This is a genomic window from Actinomadura litoris (assembly GCF_009733595.1).
Lineage (GTDB): Bacteria > Actinomycetota > Actinomycetes > Streptosporangiales > Streptosporangiaceae > Spirillospora > Spirillospora litoris.
In genome coordinates, this window is record NZ_WOFH01000021.1 from 1 (window position 1) to 21,459 (window position 21,459).

21 protein-coding genes, 1 tRNA gene and 1 pseudogene are annotated in these 21,459 nt (G+C 71.7%); 10 read left to right on the top strand and 13 right to left on the bottom strand.

The genetic code is table 11. The features are described from left to right. The 4 genes and pseudogenes from GNZ18_RS41035 to GNZ18_RS38370 all read left to right on the top strand — a co-directional run. Window positions 1-547: pseudogene (locus GNZ18_RS41035) on the top strand (cell division protein FtsK); the annotation flags it as partial. Continuing rightward, window positions 544-2,241, top strand: a complete 1,698-nt coding sequence (locus tag GNZ18_RS38360; protein ID WP_156222116.1) for a replication initiator — start codon at window positions 544-546, stop codon at window positions 2,239-2,241. The pseudogene GNZ18_RS41035 and the gene GNZ18_RS38360, both read left to right, overlap by 4 nt. Then, complete coding sequence (locus tag GNZ18_RS38365) at window positions 2,238-2,432, top strand: helix-turn-helix transcriptional regulator (protein WP_312874988.1); 195 nt, start codon at window positions 2,238-2,240, stop codon at window positions 2,430-2,432. The genes GNZ18_RS38360 and GNZ18_RS38365 overlap by 4 nt, the downstream gene beginning before the upstream one ends. After that, the gene (locus tag GNZ18_RS38370; protein WP_281378248.1) at window positions 2,429-3,829 is read left to right on the top strand and encodes a tyrosine-type recombinase/integrase; all 1,401 of its coding nucleotides are present in this window, start codon (window positions 2,429-2,431) and stop codon (window positions 3,827-3,829) included. The genes GNZ18_RS38365 and GNZ18_RS38370 overlap by 4 nt, the downstream gene beginning before the upstream one ends. A 211-nt stretch (window positions 3,830-4,040) precedes the next feature. On the opposite strand, the gene GNZ18_RS38375 is transcribed toward GNZ18_RS38370, so the two are convergent. Beyond that, window positions 4,041-4,122, bottom strand: a tRNA-Tyr gene (locus tag GNZ18_RS38375). Between the two features lie 153 nt (window positions 4,123-4,275). Here GNZ18_RS38375 and GNZ18_RS38380 point away from each other — a divergent pair. Then, window positions 4,276-4,764, top strand: coding sequence for a YajQ family cyclic di-GMP-binding protein (locus GNZ18_RS38380; RefSeq protein WP_156222120.1), 489 nt, complete (start codon window positions 4,276-4,278; stop codon window positions 4,762-4,764). Window positions 4,765-5,226: 462 nt separating this feature from the next. Here GNZ18_RS38380 and GNZ18_RS38385 read toward each other — a convergent pair whose 3' ends face one another. Beyond that, window positions 5,227-5,499 carry a helix-turn-helix domain-containing protein gene (locus GNZ18_RS38385; RefSeq protein WP_156222123.1) on the bottom strand — a complete coding sequence of 91 codons (273 nt, stop codon included), beginning with the start codon at window positions 5,497-5,499 and terminating at the stop codon, window positions 5,227-5,229. 35 nt (window positions 5,500-5,534) lie between these two features. Here GNZ18_RS38385 and map point away from each other — a divergent pair, with 35 nt between their 5' ends. After that, complete coding sequence (map, locus tag GNZ18_RS38390) at window positions 5,535-6,302, top strand: type I methionyl aminopeptidase (RefSeq protein WP_156222124.1); 768 nt, start codon at window positions 5,535-5,537, stop codon at window positions 6,300-6,302. Here map and htpX read toward each other — a convergent pair. The 7 genes from htpX to GNZ18_RS38425 all read right to left on the bottom strand — a co-directional run bounded on the left by htpX (window position 6,299) and on the right by GNZ18_RS38425 (window position 13,765). After that, window positions 6,299-7,156: a zinc metalloprotease HtpX gene (gene htpX / locus GNZ18_RS38395; protein WP_312874989.1), complete on the bottom strand. Its 858-nt coding sequence runs from the start codon at window positions 7,154-7,156 to the stop codon at window positions 6,299-6,301. The genes map and htpX overlap by 4 nt on opposite strands. A 92-nt stretch (window positions 7,157-7,248) precedes the next feature. Beyond that, on the bottom strand, window positions 7,249-8,727 hold the full coding sequence (locus GNZ18_RS38400; RefSeq protein WP_156222127.1) for an NADH-quinone oxidoreductase subunit N: 1,479 nt from the start codon (window positions 8,725-8,727) through the stop codon (window positions 7,249-7,251). After that, window positions 8,727-10,235, bottom strand: coding sequence for a complex I subunit 4 family protein (locus GNZ18_RS38405; RefSeq protein WP_156222128.1), 1,509 nt, complete (start codon window positions 10,233-10,235; stop codon window positions 8,727-8,729). The genes GNZ18_RS38400 and GNZ18_RS38405 overlap by 1 nt, the downstream gene beginning before the upstream one ends. Continuing rightward, complete coding sequence (locus tag GNZ18_RS38410; protein ID WP_312874990.1) at window positions 10,232-12,283, bottom strand: NADH-quinone oxidoreductase subunit 5 family protein; 2,052 nt, start codon at window positions 12,281-12,283, stop codon at window positions 10,232-10,234. Before GNZ18_RS38410 ends, GNZ18_RS38405 begins: the two co-directional genes overlap by 4 nt. Next, the gene (gene nuoK, locus GNZ18_RS38415) at window positions 12,280-12,657 is read right to left on the bottom strand and encodes an NADH-quinone oxidoreductase subunit NuoK (protein WP_156222130.1); all 378 of its coding nucleotides are present in this window, start codon (window positions 12,655-12,657) and stop codon (window positions 12,280-12,282) included. Before nuoK ends, GNZ18_RS38410 begins: the two co-directional genes overlap by 4 nt. Further along, window positions 12,657-13,220 (bottom strand): NADH-quinone oxidoreductase subunit J family protein, encoded by a 564-nt coding sequence (locus GNZ18_RS38420; protein ID WP_312874991.1) that lies wholly within the window; start codon window positions 13,218-13,220, stop codon window positions 12,657-12,659. Before GNZ18_RS38420 ends, nuoK begins: the two co-directional genes overlap by 1 nt. Continuing rightward, the gene (locus GNZ18_RS38425; protein ID WP_242891865.1) at window positions 13,217-13,765 is read right to left on the bottom strand and encodes a NuoI/complex I 23 kDa subunit family protein; all 549 of its coding nucleotides are present in this window, start codon (window positions 13,763-13,765) and stop codon (window positions 13,217-13,219) included. The genes GNZ18_RS38420 and GNZ18_RS38425 overlap by 4 nt, the downstream gene beginning before the upstream one ends. Window positions 13,766-14,119: 354 nt before the next feature. Here GNZ18_RS38425 and GNZ18_RS38430 point away from each other — a divergent pair, with 354 nt between their 5' ends. Continuing rightward, a complete protein-coding gene (locus GNZ18_RS38430) occupies window positions 14,120-14,770 on the top strand; it encodes a helix-hairpin-helix domain-containing protein (protein WP_246251233.1) in 651 nt (216 codons plus the stop codon). Window positions 14,771-14,773: 3 nt separating this feature from the next. Here the strand turns inward: GNZ18_RS38430 and GNZ18_RS38435 are convergent, their stop codons facing one another. The 4 genes from GNZ18_RS38435 to GNZ18_RS38450 all read right to left on the bottom strand — a co-directional run bounded on the left by GNZ18_RS38435 (window position 14,774) and on the right by GNZ18_RS38450 (window position 17,615). Beyond that, window positions 14,774-15,730, bottom strand: coding sequence for a complex I subunit 1/NuoH family protein (locus GNZ18_RS38435; RefSeq protein ID WP_156222136.1), 957 nt, complete (start codon window positions 15,728-15,730; stop codon window positions 14,774-14,776). Next, window positions 15,723-16,337, bottom strand: coding sequence for an NADH-quinone oxidoreductase subunit C (locus tag GNZ18_RS38440; RefSeq protein WP_312874992.1), 615 nt, complete (start codon window positions 16,335-16,337; stop codon window positions 15,723-15,725). Before GNZ18_RS38440 ends, GNZ18_RS38435 begins: the two co-directional genes overlap by 8 nt. Continuing rightward, entirely contained in the window at window positions 16,334-17,161 is an 828-nt protein-coding gene (locus tag GNZ18_RS44225) for an NADH-quinone oxidoreductase subunit B (protein ID WP_312874993.1), read from the bottom strand. The genes GNZ18_RS38440 and GNZ18_RS44225 overlap by 4 nt, the downstream gene beginning before the upstream one ends. 82 nt (window positions 17,162-17,243) lie before the next feature. Then, window positions 17,244-17,615, bottom strand: a complete 372-nt coding sequence (locus GNZ18_RS38450) for an NADH-quinone oxidoreductase subunit A (protein ID WP_214618183.1) — start codon at window positions 17,613-17,615, stop codon at window positions 17,244-17,246. A gap of 367 nt (window positions 17,616-17,982) precedes the next feature. Between GNZ18_RS38450 and GNZ18_RS38460 the strand changes: the two genes are divergently transcribed. From GNZ18_RS38460 to GNZ18_RS44185, 3 genes are all read left to right on the top strand, one after another. Then, window positions 17,983-19,053, top strand: a complete 1,071-nt coding sequence (locus GNZ18_RS38460) for a hypothetical protein (protein ID WP_242891859.1) — start codon at window positions 17,983-17,985, stop codon at window positions 19,051-19,053. Between the two features lie 219 nt (window positions 19,054-19,272). Then, window positions 19,273-20,862 (top strand): LolA-like protein, encoded by a 1,590-nt coding sequence (locus GNZ18_RS38465; protein WP_156222143.1) that lies wholly within the window; start codon window positions 19,273-19,275, stop codon window positions 20,860-20,862. Between the two features lie 206 nt (window positions 20,863-21,068). Next, the gene (locus GNZ18_RS44185) at window positions 21,069-21,167 is read left to right on the top strand and encodes a putative leader peptide (RefSeq protein ID WP_376766300.1); all 99 of its coding nucleotides are present in this window, start codon (window positions 21,069-21,071) and stop codon (window positions 21,165-21,167) included. The last annotated feature ends 292 nt before the right edge of the window (window positions 21,168-21,459 follow it).

The following is a 21,459-nucleotide window of genomic DNA, read 5'->3' on the forward strand; positions in this document are numbered from 1 at the left end:
CCCCAAGGGCGGCATGGTCGAACTGCTGGAGTCGGCCGCCGAGAACATGAACGCGCGGGCGGAACAGTTCGCCGGGGTGACGCGCTCGTTCCGGCCCTCGCGTGAGCATCCGTTCCGGGTGGTCGTGGTGGATGAGCTGGCGTTCCTGACGGCCTACTGCCCTGAACGCGACTTGCGCAAGCGCGCCGAATCAGCCATCGCCGTACTCACCTCGCAAGGGCGGTCGGTGGGGTACTGCGTGATCGGTGCACAGCAGGACGCCCGCAAAGAGGTCAACAACCTGCGCAACCTGTTCCCCACCCGGCTCGCGCTCCGCCTGGACGAGAGCGAACAGGTCGACATGGTCCTCGGCGACGGGTCCCGCGACCGTGGGGCGCTGGCCGACCAGATCTCCGCCGTCCCCGAGATCGGCGCCGGGGTGGGGTTCGTCCGGTTGGAGACCGTCCCGGATCCGGTGCGGGTGCGGGCGGCCTACGTCTCCGACACCGACATCCGCCACATGGTCACCCTCGGCGCCCCCGACCTAGAGGCGGGTGAGGCGGCATGACGCAGCTTTCCCTTGATGGCTCGCACCCTCCCGCGGCGGAGGAGACCACTCCTGAGGCGGTGGTCAAGACGCTGCCGCCGCTGGCGCGGGAGGTCCTCCAAGCGGTCGCCATCGACCACGGCGTGTGCATCCGCCCCGTCCCCATGCGCCGCACCGACCTGCACACCGGTGAGTCTGTAGTGGTGTACGTCCCGTGCAACCACACGCTTGCCTCGGTGTGTCCGACCTGCGCCGAGCGCAAGCGCAAGCTCCGGGCCGTCCAGTGCAGCCAGGGTTGGCACCTCGCTACCGAACCCGTCATCACCCGGGCCGATCCAGACGAGCAACAGCGGTCGCTGCTGGAACTGCGGGCACGGGCCCAGAGCGAACGCGATCAGGCGGCCGAGACCGGTACCGCCCACGGCGAAGACGTCGACTTCTGGGATGGCCTGCTGCGCGAACTCGATGTCGAGATCGAACGCGCGGGGGTGCGCGGCACCCTCAAGACCGGGGATGAGACCAGGGGCCGGCGGACTCGTTCGACTCGGCGACGTCAGGACGCGCCCGACCTGCCCCGGCGGCCCGTCGACTCCCGCACCGTGGGCAAGGTGTTCCGGGGGCGGGATGGCAAGACCTTCCGGCCCTCTATCTTCCTGACCCTGACCCTGGACTCCTACGGCCGCGTCCGCTCCGACGACGGAACCCCCGTCGACCCCACCACCTACGACTACACGCGGGCCGCGCGGGATGCGCTGCACTTCTCCAAGCTGGTCGACCGGTTCGTGCAGAACCTGCGGCGGTTCGTCGGCTACGACGTCCAGTACTTCGCCACCGTCGAACCGCAGCGCCGTCTGGCCCCCCACCTGCACATGGCGATCCGCGGAACCATCTCGCGCGCTGAGCTGCGTCAGGTGGTGGCGGCGACCTACCACCAGGTGTGGTGGCCGCCGATCGACCAGGTGAAGTACGACGGGGAGCATCTCCCGGTCTGGGACGACGCTGCGAGCCCGGACGGTGGCGGTTACGTCGATAAACGCACGGGGGAACCGCTTCCGACCTGGGATGACGCGCTTGACGCCCTCGGCTTGGACGACGAGGCCGAACCCCTGCACGTGGTGCGCTTCGGCCGCCAGATCGACGCCCAAGGCGTCATGGCCGACTCCCCCGAGTCCCGGCGGCTGATCGGCTACCTGACCAAATACCTCGTCAAGGGCGTCGCCGAATGCCACGAAGCGGAGACCTCGGCGCAGCGTGAACACGTCGACTGGATGGCCGAGACCCTCCGCTACGAGCCGTGCTCCCCTACCTGCGCGAACTGGCTGCGCTACGGCGTCCAGCCCAAGAACCCCCGGCGGGGGATGACTCCCGGGTTCTGCAAAGGCAAAGCCCACCGCCGCGAACACCTGGGCTACGGCGGACGACGCGTGCTGGTCTCCCGCCGCTGGTCCGGCAAAACCCTGGCCGACCACAAAGCCGACCGCAAGGCATGGGTCCTGGCACGTCTGGCCGAGGCCGGGATATCGGTGCTCAACCCGGCCGACCCGACCGCCGTCCACGTGTGGGAGCGCGCCGGGCCTGGCGACCCGGACGTGAAGTCCCTGGAACGACGGCTCATGCACCTGATCAACGAGCGGGTCACGCGCCGGGCGCAACTCGACGCAGCGACCCAACCCACCACGACCCCAGAACTCTCGGCAACAGCGGAGGCAGCGTGAGTACGCGGCGCGATGAACTCCTCACCGTTCCCCAGGTCCTCGAAGAACTCGGGGGTGTGTCTGAACGGACCTTCTACCGCTGGCGCGAGGTTGGAAAGGCGCCCGAAGCGCTTCGGCTCCCGAACAACGAACTGCGTGTCTGGCGTAGTGAGTTGATGCGCTGGCTCGGCACCCTCCAGGAGGCAGCGTGAGAACGTCATACAAGGTTTCTTTCTGGGAGATCCGTCCGAACGTAGGCGGACCAAGGTCGCGCAATGCAGGCAAGGTCATCTCTTACACGGTCCGATGGTTGGTCGCCGGGCGTGAGAAGTCGCAGACCTTCAAGAAGTCGACACCGGCTAAGAACTTCCTATCGGACCTGCGGCAGGCGGCGAAGAACGGCGAAGAGTTTGATATCGACTCGGGGTTGCCCCTGTCCAAGCTTCCCCCAAAGACGGAGGAGAAGCCCGCGCGTACGTGGCTGGAGTTCAGCCGGTCCTACATCGATATGAAGTGGCCGGATGCTGCCCCCAACAGTCGGGATGGTCTCACTGAGACGATTGCGACCGTTTCGCCTGCACTCGTGCACGAGGACGCCTCGGGCGCACCTGATCCGGAACTCCTCCGGCGGGCGCTGCGGGCGTACTACCTGGCTCCGCAGGATCGGGAAGAGCCTCGGCCGGTCGGGGTCGCTGAGGCGCTCGCCTGGCTGGAAAAGGCATCTCTGCCGATGCCTGACGTTGCTAAGCCCACCAACGTCCGGGCAGCGCTCAACGCGCTTTCTCGACTCCTGAACGGCAAGCCTGCGGCGGCCTCCACGGTCGCACGGAAACGGGCGGTCCTACATAACGCCTTCGAGTACGCAGTCGAACTAGAGGAACTCGACCACAACCCGATCGACAAGGTCAAGTGGACTCCGCCGAAGCTCGCTGAAGAGGTGGACTGGCGCGTAGTAATCGGGCCCCGGCTCATGCGGGAATGCCTGACAGCGGTTACCTATGTCGGCAAGCGGGGCCGTGGGCGACGCTTGCGTGCGCTGTATGCCTGCATGTACTACGGGGCGCTTCGCCCGGCTGAGGCTGTGGCACTCCACATAGAGGACTGCCACCTTCCGGCAACTGGCTGGGGCCGTCTCGTCCTCTGCCGTTCCCTTCCGGAATCGGGGTCGCGCTGGACCGACAGCGGGTCGACTCACGAGCAGCGTGGCCTGAAGCTCCGGCCGCTGGCCGAGGTCCGGACCGTGCCGATCCCTCCGGTGCTGGTGCAGATCCTCCGGGACCACATCGCTGAGTTCGGGACGGCCGAGGATGGGCGGATCTTCCAGACCGAGCGCGGCGGCATCGTCGGCTCGACGGCGTACGGGGACGTGTGGGCCGCGACTCGCCTCCTGGCCCTCACCCCCGCCCAGGTCGCCTCTCCCCTCGCTCGGCGGCCGTACGACCTGCGTCACGCGGGGGTATCGTTGTGGCTCAACTCCGGGGTTCCGGCAACCGAGGTCGCCGAACGCGCGGGGCACAGCGTCAAGGTCCTCTTGCAGGTCTACGCCAAGTGCATCCTTGGCCAGCACGACCGGGCGAATCAGCGGATCGACGAGGCGCTCGATGACTAGCCCGGCCTACGCTGTGGGGGCTCCGGTTTACGCCGGGGCCCTTCGCCGTTCCTGGCGCGACCTGCGGGAACACGCCCGGAGTCATTCCGCGTATATTCCGGGACCAGTGACATCCGGTGGCGCCTGGTGGCATCTGGCTGCGTGTGGGGGATCTTGCAGACGCGAACAGCCTCCGACCGTTTGCGCTGGTCAGAGGCTGTTTCCGCTGCTGTGGCGGGTGCAGGGTTCGAACCTGCGTAGGCTAAGCCGACGGATTTACAGTCCGCTCCCATTGGCCACTCGGGCAACCCGCCTGGGCGTCGCTCTCGCGACGGCACTGGAAAGGATAGCGGACGGGCGGAGCGGTCGTGACATCGGAGCGGACGGGGCGGCCGGGTGCTCGGGGGCGGGTTCGTCGCTACGATCCCTGGATCGGGAAGCTGCTGCTGAGGGGATGTGCGTGTGCTATGGCCGACTCATCGTTCGACATCGTGTCCAAGCTTGATCGGCAGGAGGTCGACAACGCGTTGAACCAGGCCGCGAAGGAGGTGGCCAACCGGTTCGACTTCCGGAACGTGGACGCGGGGATCAAGTGGTCGGGGGAGACCATCGAGGTCCAGGCGAACACCGAGGAGCGGGCCAACGCCGTCCTGGACGTGCTGAAGGACAAGCTCGTCAAGCGCGGGATCTCGCTGAAGGCGATCGATCCCGGCGAGCCGAAGCTGTCGGGGAAGGTGTACAAGCTGGGGATCGGCCTCAAGGAGGGCATCGCCCAGGAGGACGCCAAGAAGATCGGCAAGATCATCCGGGACGAGGGGCCCAAGGGGATCAAGGCCCAGATCCAGGGGGACGAGCTGCGGGTCAGCTCCAAGAAGAAGGACGACCTCCAGGACGTCATCGCCCTCCTCAAGGGCAAGGACCTGGACGTCGCGCTCCAGTTCGTCAACTACCGGTAGGTGCTGCTCAACGGCCTCTGCCGACCCGCGGCTCCTTGGCGGTGAGGCTGGGCCACCTGGTTGTGCTCGGCGTCGCGCCCCGTCCGCCCATGGGTGGACGGGGCGCCGTGCTTGGTCGGCGCGCGCCCCGGCCGCCTGGTGCGTTCACCGGTCACGGAAGCCGCTGCGCCTCACTGCCGACTGGATCGGTTGATCTCCAGTTCGGGGTGCGGAACTTGGGTCGTACTGCTCGGAGTGGGGGTCGCACGCCGGGCCGGCGCTCCGGCCGGTGTCGGGTCAGGCTCGGGTGGCTTCGCCGGACGACTCGTTGGTCATTGCCACGGTCTCCGCACAGACCACGTGTTCTGTCCCGGGGGAGGCGGCTGGGCACGAAAAAGCGAGCGCGCCGACTTCTTCCCCCGCAGAAGTGGCCGGCGCGCTCGTAACTGGTATGACGCGGGGGTTCGCGAAATGGTTCGGCTCTCAGCCCGCCAATTCGGAGGCGGGGTCGTCGAAGGGGGCCAGGGTGCGGGCCAGGGCCGTGAGGTCCAGGTCGAGGACGTCCGCCAGGGACGCGACGGTGAAGAAGGCGGGGACGGCGATGGCGCCGCGTTCGATCTTGCGGAGGGTGTCGAGGGAGATGCCGGCGGAGCGGGCGACGTCGGCGGCGCTGCGGGGGCCTCGGGCGGCGCGGAGGATCTGGCCCAGGGCGCGGCCCCGGTCGCGTTGCTCCTCGGTGAGCGGTGTTCGGACCATGCGAGCATTGTAATACTGGTATTAAAATATTCTGCATGGTGACCTATCGAAGCCCACGGGAGTGGGAGCTCATGCGGGAGGCGGGACGGGTCGTGGCCCGGATCCTCGCCGAGGGACGGGAAGCGGCGGTGCCCGGTGTCGTCACGGCCGAGTTGGACGCGTTGGCCGGGCGGATCCTCAAGGAGTGCGGGGCGACGTCGCCGTTCCTGCACTACAAACCGGTTTGGGCCCCGTTTCCGTACCCGGCGAACATCTGCGTCTCGGTGAACGAGGTGGTGGTGCACGGCATCCCGGGCCGGCGGGTGCTGGAGGACGGGGATCTCGTGACGATCGACGCCGGGGCGAAGCTCGGGGGCTACTGCGGGGACGCGGCGGTGTCGTTCGTGGTGGGGACGCAGGACGCGGCGTCCACGAGGTTGGTCGAGACCACGCGGCGGGCGTTGGAGAACGCTGTCGCGGCGGCCGTTCCGGGGAACCGGATGGGCGATGTCGCATCCGCGGTGGAGCGGACGGCGCGGGACGCCGGTTACGGGATCGCCGACGGGTCCGGGGGGCATGGGATCGGGACGGAGATGCACGAGGATCCGCCGGTGCCCAACACGGGGCGGGCCGGGCGCGGGATGCCGCTCAGGGAGGGGCTGACGATCGCGATCGAGCCGCTCGTCACCGAGAGCGGGCGGGACGAGACGTGGCAGATGCCGGACGGGTGGGCGGTCGCCACCGTCGACGGGAGCCGGGCCGTGCACTTCGAGCACACGGTGGCGGTCACCGGGGATGGGCCGGTGGTCCTGACGGCGCCCTAGCGGGGGCCGCCCGCCATGCGTTCCAGGCGGGCTATGCGGTCGGCCGTCGGGGGGTGGGTGGAGAACAGCCTGCCGATCCCGGCGCCGGAGAACGGGTTGGCGATCATCAGGGCGCTGGTGGTCGCCAGCTCGGGGTCCTGGGGCAGCGGCATCGCACGGGTGCCGGCGTCGATCTTGCGGAGGGCCGAGGCGAGGGCGAGGGGGTCGCCGGTGAGGCGGGCGCCGGCGGCGTCGGCGGCGAACTCGCGGGTGCGGCTGATGGCCATCTGGACGACGGCGGCGGCGACCGGGCCGAGCACGAGCATCATGAGGGCGCCGAGGACGCCGGGCCCGTCGTCGTCGTCCGAACGGCCGATCGGCAGGAAGATCGCCAGGTGCGACAGGTAGGTGATCACGGTGGCGATCGCGGCGGCGACGGAGGAGATGAGGATGTCGCGGTTGTAGACGTGGGACAGCTCGTGGCCGAGGACGGCGCGCAGCTCCCGCTCGTCGAGCATCTGGAGGATGCCGCGGGTGCAGCAGACGGCGGCGTTGCGGGGGTTGCGTCCGGTGGCGAAGGCGTTGGGCTGGCGCGTCTCGGAGACGTACAGGCGCGGCATGGGCTGGCGGGCCGAGGTCGACAGCTCGCGGACGAGCCGGTACAGCACGGGCGCCTCGACCTCGCCGACCGGGTGGGCGCGCATCGAGCGCAGCGCGATGCGGTCGCTGAACAGGAAGGCGACGCCGTTGGTGCCGAGCGCGATCACCAGCGCGATGGTCAGCCCGGCGCCGCCGCCGAACACCCATCCGGCGACGAGCATCAATGCCGACAGCGCCGCGATCAGCGCCGCGGTCCGGACGCCGTTGAACTGCACTTTCGCTGCGCCTCCCCGTTCGTACCGGCCATGAACATCAACGGTTTGACCTGCTCAAACGTTCCCGGGGCCGGGAGGGGCGGCGGCCCTGGTCAGGTGGCCTGCGCGACCGTCTGCAGGACGATCTGCGGCGCGACCGACAGCACGAGCGCGCCCGCGGCGGTCGCGGCGATGGCGGCGCGGACGGGCAGTCCAGGCGCGGCGTCGCCGGCGGCCGGTCCCGGGGCGAACAGGCGCGCCGCCCAGACGAGGTAGTAGTACAGCCCGATCACGGTGTTGACCGCCATGACGACGGCGAGCCAGGTGACGTCCCCGGCGACGGTCGCGCGGAACACGACGACCTTGGCGAACAGGCCCATCACCCCGGGTGGGAGCCCGGCGAGGCAGATCAGGAAGAAGGCGAGCGCGGCGGCGACGGCGGGGCTGCTGCGGGCGAGGCCGCGGAAGTCGTCGAGGGTGTCGTAGGCGCGGGCGCCGGGCCGCCGGTGGAAGCCGATCACGACGGCGAACGCGCCGAGGTTCATGACGGCGTAGAGGGCGACGTAGGCGGTGGTGGCGGCGACGGCCTCGGGGAGGCGGTGCGTCCCGACCGACAGCGGCGCGAGCATGTAGCCGGACTGGGCGACCGACGACCAGGCGAGCAGCCGGATCGCGGTCCGCTGCCGGAGGGCGAGGAGGTTGCCGAGCGTCATCGTGATCGCGGCGAGGACGGCGACGAGCGGCCCCCACACGTGCGCGTAGGCGGGGAAGCCGAGGGCGAGGACGATCGCGAGCCCGGCGAACCCGGCGGCCTTCGACACGACCGACAGGAACGCGGCGACCGGCAGCGGGGCGCCCTGGTAGACGTCGGGGGCCCAGAAGTGGAACGGGACGGCGGCGACCTTGAACCCGAACCCGGCGAGCACGAGGACGACGCCGACGGCCGCGACCGGGTCGAGGTCGGCGGGGAGGTCCTCCAGCGCGGGGGCGATGCGGTCCAGGTGCATGGCGCCGGTCGCGCCGTAGACCATGCTGATCCCGAACAGCATGACCGCGGCGGAGACGACCGAGACGAGGAACAGCTTGAGCGCGGCCTCGGAGGCGTTCCCGTCGTAGCGGCGCAGCCCGACGAGCGCGAAGACCGGCAGCGACAGTGTCTCCAGCGCGACGACGAGCAGGATCAGGTCGCGGGCGGCGACCAGGGCCAGCGCGCCGATCACGGCCGACAGCAGCAGGAAGTGGTACTCCCCCACCGGGATCTTCGAGTCGGTGATCTCCTGGAGCGACAGCAGGACGACGACCGCGGCGGCGGCGAGGACGATCCCCTGGAACAGCAGGGTGAAGTCGTCGGCGACGTAGGAGCAGGAGCGGGGGCCGCCGGAGCGCAGGCCGTCCGGGAGGCAGAAGGTGGCGCGGCGGTCCCCGGCGGCGAGCGCGCCGACGGCGGCCAGCGCGACGGCGAGCGCGCCGCCGCTGGCCAGGCCGAGGACGCGGCGCGGGGCGTCGAAGGCGTCGGCGAGCAGCAGCCCGATGGCGGCGACGGCGAGGATCAGCGGCGGCGCGATCGCCGCGTAGTCGATGCCCTGGATCATCAGCCGCCTCCGAACAGCGCGTGGACGGGCCCGGTGGTCACGTCCAGCAGGGTCTTCGGCCAGAGCCCGACCAGCAGCGTGAGCGCGATCAGCGGGACCCAGGCGGCGTACTCCTGCGTCGAGACGGCGGGGCCGGGCGCGGCGCTCACGCCGGACGGCGGCCCGTGCGTGAGCTTCGCGAGCATCCGCAGGAAGTAGGCGGCGGTCAGCACGGCGCCGAGCGCGGCGACCCCCATGAACGTCACGAACGTCTCACGGGGCAGGTCGGCGTGCGGGCGGTACGCGCCGAGCAGCGCGAGCATCTCGCCCCAGAACCCGGCGAGGCCCGGCAGGCCGAGCGAGGCGACGGACGCGAAGGTGAGGATCGAGGCGAGCCGCGGGGACGTGCCGAGCAGGCCGCCGCCGAGCGCGTCCAGGTCGGCGGTGCCCCAGCGTTCCTTGACCGCGCCCGCGAGGAAGAACAGCAGGCTGGTGATGAGGCCGTGCGCGATGTTGCCGAACAGCGCGGCGTTGATGCCGACCGGGGTGAGGGTGGCGATGCCGAGCAGCACGAACCCCATGTGCCCGACGGACGAGTAGGCGATCATCCGCTTGAGGTCGCGCTGGGCGAGGCAGGCGAGCGCCCCGTACACGATGCCGATCACGGCGAGGAGGCCGAGCCAGGGCGCCCAGACCTGCGCGCCGTGCGGGGCGAGCGGCAGCGCGACGCGGACGAGCCCGTAGGTGCCCATCTTCAGCAGGACCCCGGCGAGCAGCACCGACCCGACGGTCGGCGCCTCGGTGTGCGCGTCCGGCAGCCAGGTGTGCAGCGGCCACATCGGCGCCTTGACCGCGAACCCGAGCCCCATCAGCGCGAACGCGGCGATCTGGACGCCGTGCGAGACGCCCGCGCCGTGCCGGGCGGCGAGTTCGGTCATGTCGAGCGTGCCCGCGTTCACCGCGACGAGCAGCATCCCGGCGAGCAGCAGGCCGGAGCCGAGCAGCGTGTAGAGGATGAACTTGTAGGCGGCGGCCTGGCGGGCCGGGCCGCCCCAGAGAATGATCACCGCGTACATGGGGATCAGGACGACCTCGAAGAACACGAAGAACAGCACGAGGTCGAGCGCGACGAACGTGCCGACCAGCCCGATCTCCAGGACGAGCAGCAGCGCGGTCAGCAGCCGGATCCGGCCCCCGGCGGGCGGGTGCCGCAGCGTGTAGAGGAAGCAGAGGAACGTCAGCAGCGCGGTCAGCGCGACGAGCGGCAGCGAGATCCCGTCCACGCCGAGGTGGAAGCGCAGCCCGATCGCGGGCGCCCACGACCGGTCGATCTCCAGCTGCATGCCCGCGGAGGACGGCGCGTCGAAGTCGAACGCGGTCAGCGCGGAGACCGCGACGAGCAGCGTCGCGCCGGACACGGCCGTCCCGAACACGCGGACGGAGGAGTCGGTGCGCAGGAACCGGTCGGCCGGGACGAGCATCGCGAGCGCCCCGAGCAGCGGGAGCGCCATCATCAGCAGGAAGATCATCGGAAGATCACCACCCCGGCGACGATGACGACGACGCCCGCGAGCAGGCCGGTCAGGTAGGTCTGCGGGTTGCCGTTCTGCGGGACGCGCAGCAGCCCGCCGAGCCGCCGCGCGCCGCGTCCGGCGCCGACCACCGCGCCGTCGACGCGCCGCGAGTCGAACGTGACGACCCCGCGCGCCAGCGCCAGGAACGGGCGGACGACGAGCGCCGCGTACACCTCGTCCACATAGAAGGCCCGCGCGAAGACGGGGCGGGCCCGGCCGAGCGCGCGCGCCGGGTCGGCCGCCGGATCGCGGTTCCAGACGAGGAACGCGGCGCCCGCGCCGAGGACCGCCAGGAGCAGCCCGAGCAGCGCGGACCCGACATGGGGGCGCAGTTCCTCGGCGCCGAGCCCGAAGAACCCGAGGATCGTGGCGGGGACGGCCAGCACCGCGACCGTCCATGACATGGCCCGGGGCGCCTCGCGGATCTCATAGGTGCCGCGCGGCTCGCCGAAGAACGTCATCAGCCAGGCGCGCGTCGCGTACGCCGCCGTCAGCGCGACCGTGAGCAGCAGCCCGAGGTAGACCAGCCACGCCACCCCGGCGGGCAGGTCCACGCGGAAGGTGCGGAATTCAGCGTGCCCCAGGGAGGCGGTCATCGTGGCCCGCGCCTCGTCCGGCCGCGACAGGCAGGCGGCCGTGACGTCGTTCGCGCATGCCGGCGGCCGGATGAGCTGAGGGAACGACTTGACTTCCGGCAGGGCGAAGGGGGCGGGGAACCAACCGGCGGGGGCGGGCCTGATGGGGGACTCGCCGCCGTGCAGCGCGGAGTGCTGGGCGGCCTCGATGACCGAGTCCTTGCTGAACCAGCCGCTGAACGGCGGAACGCCGACGAGCGCGGCCAACCCGACCGTCATCGACCAGAACGTGACCGGCATGCCGCGCCGCAGCCCGCCGTAGTGCGCGAGCATGTTCGACCCGGCGACGACGATCACGCAGCCCGCCGACAGGAACAGCAGCGCCTTGAACGCGCCGTGCGTGAGCAGGTGGAAGATCGCGGCGGTGTCGGCGCCGACCGCCAGGCCCGCCGCCATCACGCCGAGCTGGCTGATCGTGGAGTAGGCGAGGACGCGTTTCAGGTCGTCCTGGGCGAGGGCGGCGAGCGCCGACCCGACCATGGAGACCACCGCGACGACACCGAGGACGGTCAGCGCCGCCGAGCTCAGGACGAACACCCCGTACAGGCGGGCGACGACGTACACGCCCGCCGCGACCATCGTCGCCGCGTGGATCAGGGCGCTGATCGGGGTGGGGCCCGCCATCGCGTCCGGGAGCCAGGTGTGCAGCGGGAACTGCGCGCTCTTGCCCGCGACACCGGCGAGCAGGAGCAGGGCCGCCGCCGTCACCGTCGAATGCGGCAGGCCGCCCGCCTCGGCGAGCACGCCCCGTATGGAGAAGGTGTTCGCGCCCACGCCGAGCACCAGGATCCCGATGAGGAAACCGACGTCGCCCAGGCGCGTCACCAGGAACGCCTTGACCGCCGCCCGCGAGTTGCCGCGGTCCTCCCAGTGGTGCCCGATCAGGAAGTACGAGCAGATGCCCATGACCTCCCAGCCCGCGTACAGGACGATCAGGTCGCCCGAGTAGACCACCAGCAGCATCGCGGCGGTGAACATCGAGATGAACGCGGCGTAGGACGAGTAGCGCCCGTCCTCCCGCATGTACGCGACGGAGTAGACCTGCACCGCGAGCGCCACGCAGCAGACCATCAGCGCGACGACCGCCGCCAGGCCGTCCACCTGGAGGCCGACGTGGATCGGGACGGAACCGGTGTCGATCGTCGCCAGCTCGCCGTTCCGCTGCCCCGGGTCGCGCCAGACGGTGAACGCGACGATCGCGGCGAAGACGAGCGACACGGCGATCGGCACGCAGGCGATCAGCGCGGGCCCGTTGCGCGGCGAGCCGGGGCGGCCGCCGAGCAGGCGCGTCAGGCCCGGTCCGAGCAGCATCCCGGCGAACGCGGCGAGGAACGGCAGCAGGACGGTCAGCGACGCAAGCCAGATCACCGGGCCGCCTCCTCGTGCGGCGCCTCCGCGGCGGGAGCCTCCGCGGCGGGAACGGACGGCGCGTCGCGCTCCTCGGCCAGCGCGTCCATCCGGTCGACGTCGACCATCCGCCGGTTGCGGTACACCAGCAGGACGATCGCCAGCCCCAGCCCGACCTCCGCCGCCGCGATCACGATCGTGAACAGCGTCAGGACCTGCCCGCCGTGCAGCCGGTCGGCGAAGCGGATGTCGAAGGCGACGAGGTTGAGGTTCACCGCGTTCAGCATCAACTCGACCGACATCAGCACGAGGATCGCGTTGCGTCGCGCGAGCACCCCGTACACGCCCACGGAGAACAGCAGCGCCGCCACGACCGTCGGATAGGCGAGATGCATCAGGCGCCGCCCTCCTCGTCCGCGCGACCGCCGATGTCCGTGCCGCCGCCGATGTCCGCGCCGCCGCCGATGTCCGTGCGGGACAGGACGATCGCGCCGACCAGCGACGCCAGCAGCAGGACCGACAGCACCTCGAACGGCAGCACCCACGTGCGGAACACGCTGGCGCCGAGCTCGTCGGCCGAGCCGCCGCCCGCCTTCAGCGGCATCCGGTCGTCCCGGAAGCCCATGGCCATGACCGTCACCAGCACGGCGGCCGTGGCGAGCGCGACGCCCGCCGCGACCCAGCGGTTGCCGGAGTCCAGGTCGGCGGACTCCCCGATCGGCGCCCGCGTCAGCATGATCCCGAAGAGCAGCAGCACGACCACCGCGCCGACGTAGATGAGCACCTGCACCCAGGCGACGAACTCCGCCGTGAGCACGAGGTAGCCCCCGGCCAGCGCGCCGAACGTCACCACCAGCCACAGCGCCGCGTGCACCAGTTGCCGCGTCGTCACCACCATGATCCCGGCGCCGACCGCGACCACGCCGAGCAGCGCGAAGACGACCTCCTGACCGCTCACGCGCCCGCCCCCGGCGGCGTGCGGGGGGCGCGGGCCGCGCGGGCGGACGCCTTCTCGGCGGCGGCCACCTCCTTCGGCGGCTCGGCGGACGGGTCGTGCGCCTGCGGCGGCGGGACCGTCCACATCCACTCGCGCAGCCGCTCCTTCTCGTGGGTCAGCTCGGCGATGTCGTACTCGGCGTACTCGAACTCCGGCGACCAGAACAGCGCGTCGAACGGGCACGCCTCGATGCAGATGCCGCAGTACATGCACAGCGCGAAGTCGATGGCGAACCGGTCGAGGACGTTGCGCATGCGCGCGCGCCCGCCGCCCTCGGCCGGGAGCGTCTCCTTGTGCGAGTCGATGTAGATGCACCAGTCGGGGCATTCGCGCGCGCAGAGCATGCAGACCGTGCAGTTCTCCTCGAACAGCGCGATCACGCCTCGGCTGCGCGGGGCCAGGTCAGGCTGGACCTCCGGATACTGGCGCGTGATGGATCGCCGCGTCATCGTCCGTAGCGTCACGGCGAGCCCCTTGGCCAGCCCGCCTCCTGGTAGCCGTCCCACGCGCCCCATGATTGCGTACGAAGCGCCGCCAGGGAACGCGGCGGTGGCCGCGTTCGTCAAACCACACGTGGGACCTGTCGTCCCGCGCTCGGGACGGCCTGCGGGCGAGGAGGGCATGTGAGCCATCACGCGGACGGCCCCAACGGTCCGGAATCCGGCCACGACCAGGGGGGCTCGCGCTATGGCCGCCCGTCCCCCGGGCGCCCGCCGTATGACCGCCCGCCCCATGGGCGCCCTTCTTACGGACAGGTTCCCCACGACCCTCGCGCCACTCCGTATCCCCCCGGCCGTCCGTACGGCGCGCCCGGCTGGCGGCCCCCGTTCGTCGGGCCGCCGATGCAGCCCCTCCAGCCCATGCCGCCCGCCCCGGCGTCCGCCGAGGGGCCGAAGGGGATCCTCTGGGCGTTCGTCCCGTTCCTGACGTTCGGCTTCGGGACGCCGTTCTCGTTCCTGTACGCGGCGCTGCGGCGCGGCTCCAGGAACCTCGGCGTCACCGCCGCCGGCTACGGCATCGCGCTGGTCGGATGCCTGGCGCTGACCTCGTCCGACGAGGTGGTCCCGGTCGCGTTCGGCACGATGCTGACGATGATGCTGTGGGTCGCGGGCACCGCGCACGCGTTCGCCGTCCGCTCCTCGGTCTTCCCGCGCGAGCTCCCGCGCAACCGGATCAACCAGCACGCCATCGAGGTGGCCAAGTACCGCAGGACGCTGCGCGAGGAGGCCCGCGCCCTCGCCGCCGAGGACCCGGCGCTCGCCCACGAGCTGCGGATCGGCCGCCCCGACGCGCCCCGCACCTACGACGACGGCGGCCTCGTGGACGTCAACCACGCCCCGGGGGAGATCATCGCGGCGCTCCCCGGCATGGACGCCGAACTCGCCGAGCGCGTCGTCCGGCTCAGGGACACCCAGGGCCCGTTCGTGTCGGCCGAGGAGCTGGCGGTCAACGCGGACCTGCCGCCCGACATCGTCCCGCAGCTCTCGGAGTACTCGATCTTCCTTCCGTGAGGGCTAGCCGAACGCGACCTTCAGGACGCCGGTCAGCGCGAGCTGCGCCAGCGACAGCGGCACCAGGTACGCCCACGCGAGCTTCTGGAGCTGGTCCTCGCGCATGCGCGGGTAGCTGACCCGCAGCCAGATGACGACGAACGCCAGCACGCCGACCTTGGCCAGCGTCCAGAGCCAGCCCAGCTCGGTGTTCAGGAACGGGCCCTTCCACCCGCCCAGGAACAGGACGGTCGTCAGCGCGCACAGCACCACGATCCCCGCGTACTCGGCCAGCAGGAACAGCGCGAACCGCAGCCCGCCGTACTCGGTGTACGGGCCGAAGATGATCTCCGAGTCGGCGACCGGCATGTCGAACGGCGGGCGGCGCAGCTCCGCCAGGCCCGCGACGAAGAACACCACCGCGCCGACCGCCTGCCAGGGCAGCCAGTACCAGCGCCACTCCTCCGGGATGCCGGTCAGCGAGACGGTGCCCGCCGCCATCGCCGACGACGACGCCGCGAACACCATCGGCAGCTCGTAGGACATCAGCTGCGCCGCGACCCGCATCCCGCCGAGCAGCGCGTACTTGTTCGCGCTCGCCCAGCCCGCCATGATCGCGCCGATGACGCCGACGCCCATCACGGCCAGCGCGAAGAACAGGCCGAGGCCGAGGTCGAGCACGACCTGCCCGTCCGGGCCCACCGGCACGACGAGCAGCACCAGCAGGTAGGGGACGAGCGCGACGCCCGGCGCGAGCTTGAACACCCACCGGTCCGCGTCGCGGGGGACGACGTCCTCCTTCTGGGCGAACTTCACCCCGTCGGCGACGAGCTGCGCCCAGCCGTGGAAGCCGCCCGCGTACATGGGGCCGAGCCGTCCCTGCATGTGGGCCATGACCTTGTGCTCGGCCTGCCCCACCAGCAGCGGCAGCAGCGCGAACGCCGCCGCGACCAGCACCAGCTTGCCGACGATCTCAAGCATCGGGGTTCTCCGGGACCGGGGGCCGCCGGGCCGGGCCCCACGTCCCCTCCTCGGGCACGCCCGGCGGGCGGACGCGGCGCCGGCTCGGCGCGCCGTGCCCCGACTCGCCGGGCTCCTTCGCGCCCGGCCAGGGCTTGGCGACGCGCGCGGCGAGCACGAACTCCTTGCGCAGCGGGTTGCCCTCGAAGCCGTCGGGCAGCAGCAGCGGGACCAGGTGCGGGTGCCCCTCGAACCGCACGCCGAACATCTCGAACGTCTCCCGCTCGTGCCAGGCGGCGCCGCGGTACACGCCGGTCGCGGTGGGCAGCACCGGCTCCGCGCGCGGGACGCGGGTGCGGACGAGCAGGTGGTGGCGGCGCTCCAGCGAGTACACGTGGACGACGACCGCGAAGCCGTCCTCCAGCTCGTCCACGCCGGTCAGCCAGTCGAAGAACCCGCACGACAGCTCGTCGCGCGCGAACGCCAGCGCCGCCACCCAGTGCTCGGGCGGCACGCCGACCGCGAGGCCGCCGAACGTCTCCCCGGTGGTGATCTCCGTGCCGAACCGCTCCGTCCAGGCGGCGGTCAGCTCCGCGGTCCGCTCGTTCGGGTCGGGGGCGGCGTTCACCGGTCGCGTCCGATCTCGTCGTCGTGCCCGTGGTCGGTCAGGCCCGGGATGATCGAGGGATCGTGGTCGAGCGGCGGCCCGGCGTCGTCGGGCGGCGACGGCCTCTCCTCGCGGACGGGCTCCTCGCGGACGGGCTCCCGGACGGGCGGCAGCGGCCGCGTCTCCGCCTCCGGCTCGGCCACGGGCCCGGGTGCGGACGCTGCCTCGGACATGGGCTCGGGTGCGGGCTCCGGCGCCGGTTCGGGCGCGGGCTGGATCGGGCGGCGCAGCACGGTGGCCGAGAGCGGACGCGGCGCCGGCGGCGGCGACATCGGCTCGCCGCCGTCGTAGCGCTCGCCGAGCGACTCGCCCGCGATCTTCTCCTGGAGGTGGACGATGCCGTGCAGCAGCGCCTCCGGACGCGGCGGGCAGCCCGGCACGTACACATCCACCGGGATGATCTGGTCGACGCCCTTGGTGACGCAGTAGGAGTCCCAGTACGGGCCGCCGCAGTTGGAGCAGGCGCCGAACGAGATGACGTACTTGGGCTCGGGCATCTGCTCGTAGAGGCGGCGGACGGCGGGCGCCATCTTGTCGCTGACGGTCCCCGACACGACCATCAGGTCGGCCTGCCGCGGGCCGGGCGCGAACGGGATCACGCCGAGCCGGATGAAGTCGTGCCGGCTCATCGAGGTGGCGATGAACTCGATCGCGCAGCAGGCCAGCCCGAAGTTGAACACCCACAGCGAATACCGGCGGCCCCAGTTGAGCACGAACTTGATCGGCTTCGGCGCCAGCCGGGAGACCGGCCCGACGCTGGGCGGCGGGAGATCGATAGTGCTCACACAGGGCATTCTTGCAGCCCTCGCCGATCACGCCAGGGCCCCGTTTCGGCCCCTGTCCCCGACGCGTCCCGACCCCTCGGGGTCACACCCAGGACAGGACGCCCTTCTTCCCCGCGTAGGCGAGGCCCACCGCGAGGAAGGCGAGGAAGACGAACATCTCCCCCAGCGTGGTGGCGCCGTATCCGGGGGCGGAGAACACCGTGGCCCAAGGGAACAGGAACACCGCGTCCACGGCGAACACCACGTACAGGTAGGCGAAGACGTAGTAGCGCACGTATGAATGCGCCCACCCGCCCCCCACGGGATCGACGCCGCACTCATAGGTGAGCAGCTTCTCGGCCGTCGGGCGGTTCGGTCTGAGCAGCCGGTTCGCGGCCAGACCGCCCCCGACGATGCCGCCGCCGACCGCGATCAGCGCCACCAAGACCCCGTACGAGTCGAAATAGTCCCGCACCGTTACCTCCCGGGGAGCGTCCAACCAGTATCGCTGATGCGCGTGCGCGTGAGTGTGACGTCGTACCTCCTCCCGAGAGGATCACAATGTCAATGTTTTGCTGCACACTAGAGAAGCGTTGGGGTCAGTTGACCTGGAAGGACGTGACCGGATGAGCAACCCTCCGCCTCCCCCGGGCTGGGAACCCCCCGGCGGCGCCTCATGGCCGCCGCCGCCACCGCCCGCGGGCCCCGGCGGTCCTCCCGGTCCGGGTGGTCCCGGCATCCCGGGCGGCCCCGGCGGACCGGGCGGGGCACCCCCTCCACCTGGCGGTTTCGGCCCTCCCAATACCCCTCCCGGCTTCTACCCGCCGCCCCCGGGCGCGCCGATGCCGCCGCCGCGCAAGCGGGGCGGCGGCGCGCTGATCGCGGCGCTGCTCGGCGGCGTGCTGGTCGTCGTCGTGATCATCGGCGCCGTGGTGCTCGTGCTGGCCTCCGGCGGCGGCAAGAAGCCCGAGGAGAAGCTGCGGGCGGCCGCCGACACGATGGGCGCGGCGCGCGCGGTCGGGCTCAAGGGCAACTTCGGCGGCGGGGCCGAGACGATCCAGGGTGAGCTGAACGTCACCAAGGGCGGCCGGGTCACCGGCCCCGTGCGGTGGAACAGCGACAGCGTCACGCTGCTGGCCGCCGACGGGAAGCTGTTCGTCAAGGCCGACTCCTCCTACTGGCGGCGGCAGATCTCCGGCACGGAGACGCCCTACTACCTCGGCTCCGGCGAGCAGTGGGGACGGCTCAGCGCCGACAAGCTCGACGTCGACTTCAAGCAGGAGCTGACGCCGACGGCCCTGTCCAACAAGCTGCGCGCGGCGGCCGCCGCGAAGGTGAAGCCGACCGAGACCACCTGGCAGGGCAAGAAGGCGCTGCGGTTCAGCACGTTCTCCTCCACCCTCTACATCACCGACGCCGACGACGCGGAGCTGCTGCGCTACGAGTCGACGACGCCGCGCCTCGCGCTGGATGTGACCCCGAAGAGCTCCGGCCAGGCGTCCTCGATCGTCTCCGACATGCGCACCAGCATGGGCGAGCTGAAGGACTCCTTCGACGGCTCGGCGCGCCCGACGGTCGACGAGTGGAAGAAGGGCGGCTGCAACGGCGACTCCGGCTGCACGGTCGAGGCCAAGATCCGCCCGCCGTACGGGGTGGAGACGCCGGTCACGATCGACGTCCGGTTCCGCCTCACCGCCGGGACGCTGACCGGCAGGGACCTCGGCAACTGCACCGCCCGGATCACGATCACCAGCAGCACCGCGCAGTGGGCGAGCTGCCGCGTGACCAGCAGTTCCTGGTCGAGCTGGGCGAAGTCCACCGGTGGCACGTACTACAAGCACGCCGACTACAAGGTCATCGGGGCCACGGCGAGCGAGGTGCAGGCCCTGCAGGGCGGCCTCGACGGCGAGTGACGCCGGACGCGCGGCCGACGATGTCCGAGCCGCCGTTTCTGGTGTGATTCGTCCGAGCTGAGGGCTTGTGCCCGGCGATGCGTGATTCCCGCTCCGGCGGGACGCGTCGCCGGGCACACTTATGCTCTGGGTGGGCGCTCCCCCCGAGCCCCGGCAGCCACCCCCGTACCTGGCAGGAGTGGGCCGACGCGGCCCGGAAGCGAGCAGAGTGAGCGTCGAGTGAGCGTTGAACAGGACGAGCCGTCCTCCGCGGCCCCGCGTCCGACCCCCGCGCCCGGCGACAAGCTCGTCGCGGGCGGACCCGCGTCCTGGAGGCCGGTGGCGGGCGGGCCGGAACCCGAACGGCCGGTCGCCGCCGAACCCGCGTCTTCCGCCCCCGCGCCTTCCGACACCGCGCCCTCCGAGGACGCGCCGGCCGGGGAAGCCTCCGCCGAAGCCGCGGCCGTCGAGCAAGCGCCTGCCGGGCAAGCACCGGTCGGGGAAGCGGCGGGCATCGCCGACACGACCGTGCCCGACGGCTTCGCGGCCCCGGCGGTCGGCGTGGCGAGCGCGACGGTCACCGACGTCCCCGTCCCGGAGGTCCTCGCACCCGTCTCGCCGAGGGCGACCGTCCCGGACGGCTTCCAGCCCACCCTGCCCCCGCCTCCCCTGCCCCCCTCCCCGGGCGCCGTGCCGCCGGGCCCCGGCGGGCGGCCGCTGAAGCTGATCGTCGCCGGTGCCGTGGCCGCCGCCGTCGTGGTGGCCGGGGTGGGCGCCCTCGCCCTCACCAGCGGCGGCGGGACGGAGAAGGAGGCGCCGAAGAAGGCGTCGCCGCCCCCGTCGAGCTGGGCGCTGGGGGCCGGACGGCAGCTCACCTCCGGCCCCGGCCTGCGCTACGACGGGACGCTGACCGTGGACGGCAGGCCCGTCCAGGCGCGGCTGCGGGTCACCAGGGCGGGCTCGGCGAGCGGCACGCTCACGGCGGGCGCGCTCAAGGCCGACGTCGTGGCCGTGGACGGCGTCACCTACCTCAGGGCCCCGGTCGCGTTCTGGCGCGACTACGCCGGCGAGACCTCGCACCCCGACAACTACGCGGGCCGCTGGGCGAAGGCACCGGCGTCGCTGCCCGGCTTCGACGTCCCGGACGTGCTGGGCCCGAAGTCGATCGCCGGACGGCTCGCGCGGGCGAAGCCGAACCCGCCGACCGAGGACGTGAACGGCGTCCGCGCCTACCGGGTCAAGACGGACGGCGCCGACTACCTGGTCACGGCGGCGGCCCCGCACGCGCTGCTGGCCGTCCGGGCGGCCGGGCCGCGCGGCCCCCGCTTCACCTCCGCGCCGCTGGGCGACCCGGTCGGGCTGTTCTCCGAGGTGCGCGCCCGGGTCGCCGGTCTCGGCGGCGCCGCCGACCCCGGGCTGCGTTTCGCGCCCGGGAAGCTGGAGTTCGTCAACTGCAACCAGAACACCAACGGCTGCACGGTGAGCGTCCCCGCCGTCCTCTCCTCACCGGAGGGCGACGTCCCGCGCGGTGCCCGCGCCGCGCTCCGCACGGCGATCGTCTCCAAGGGCAGGCCGCTCGGCTCGTGCACGGGCTCGGAGCCGGTGCCCTCCGGGCGCCGCGTCGAGCTGCGGTGCACGGTCACGGGCCGGCCCTGGCGCACGTGGATGAAGGCCGCGCTCGACAAGCCGGGCCCGCACCCCTACGAGGCGCAGGCGCGCGTCGTCGGCGAGGCGGTGGCCCTGGCGGACGTCCCCCGTCTGCTCGCGAAGATCGACAAGGAGCGCGGGAAGAAGCCCAAGCCGACGGTGAGCGCCCGGTCCGGGGAGTAGTCCGGAGTGAGGTCCGGCACACCCCGGTGAGGCGTCCGGCGCCTCCGGCGCCTTAGCCCACCCCTGCCCGATCCCTTGTCGAACCCTGCCTCATCTCCGAAATCACCCTAGGGAGGACCCTTGTTCCGGGGCCGGACGAGAGCCTCGGTCAGGGGCCGGTTCAGAGCGGCTTTGCTCGTGCCATCTACACTTCAGGCGTGAAATCCGTGCCCGGGAGCCCCGGCTCCTCGACGATCCCCGCGCGGCTCGTGCGTCGGCTCCACGTCGACCTGTGCCGCCAGGCGAGCTGTCTGTGTTCGCGATGAAGCGGGGGACCCGCCCAGGTCGCACGATGGGATAGGGCCTGCCCGAATCCAGGGGAGTCAGGTGAACTCCGGTCGGGAGTGGTACGTCTTGTGTTACGGGGCGACGACCTCCCTGGAAGCGGGACGTCACATGACGGGCGGAGCAAGGGTTTCCGGTCGGATCTCATCCCCCGGCCGGTGGCCACCGGCGGGCCGGCAGCGGCACGAGCGCGGCCCGCGCGCTTCTTCCGGCGTGCCCCCCGTCCCCCACGAAGAGCATGTCATCCCGGACATACCATGAAGGTAAGCCTAA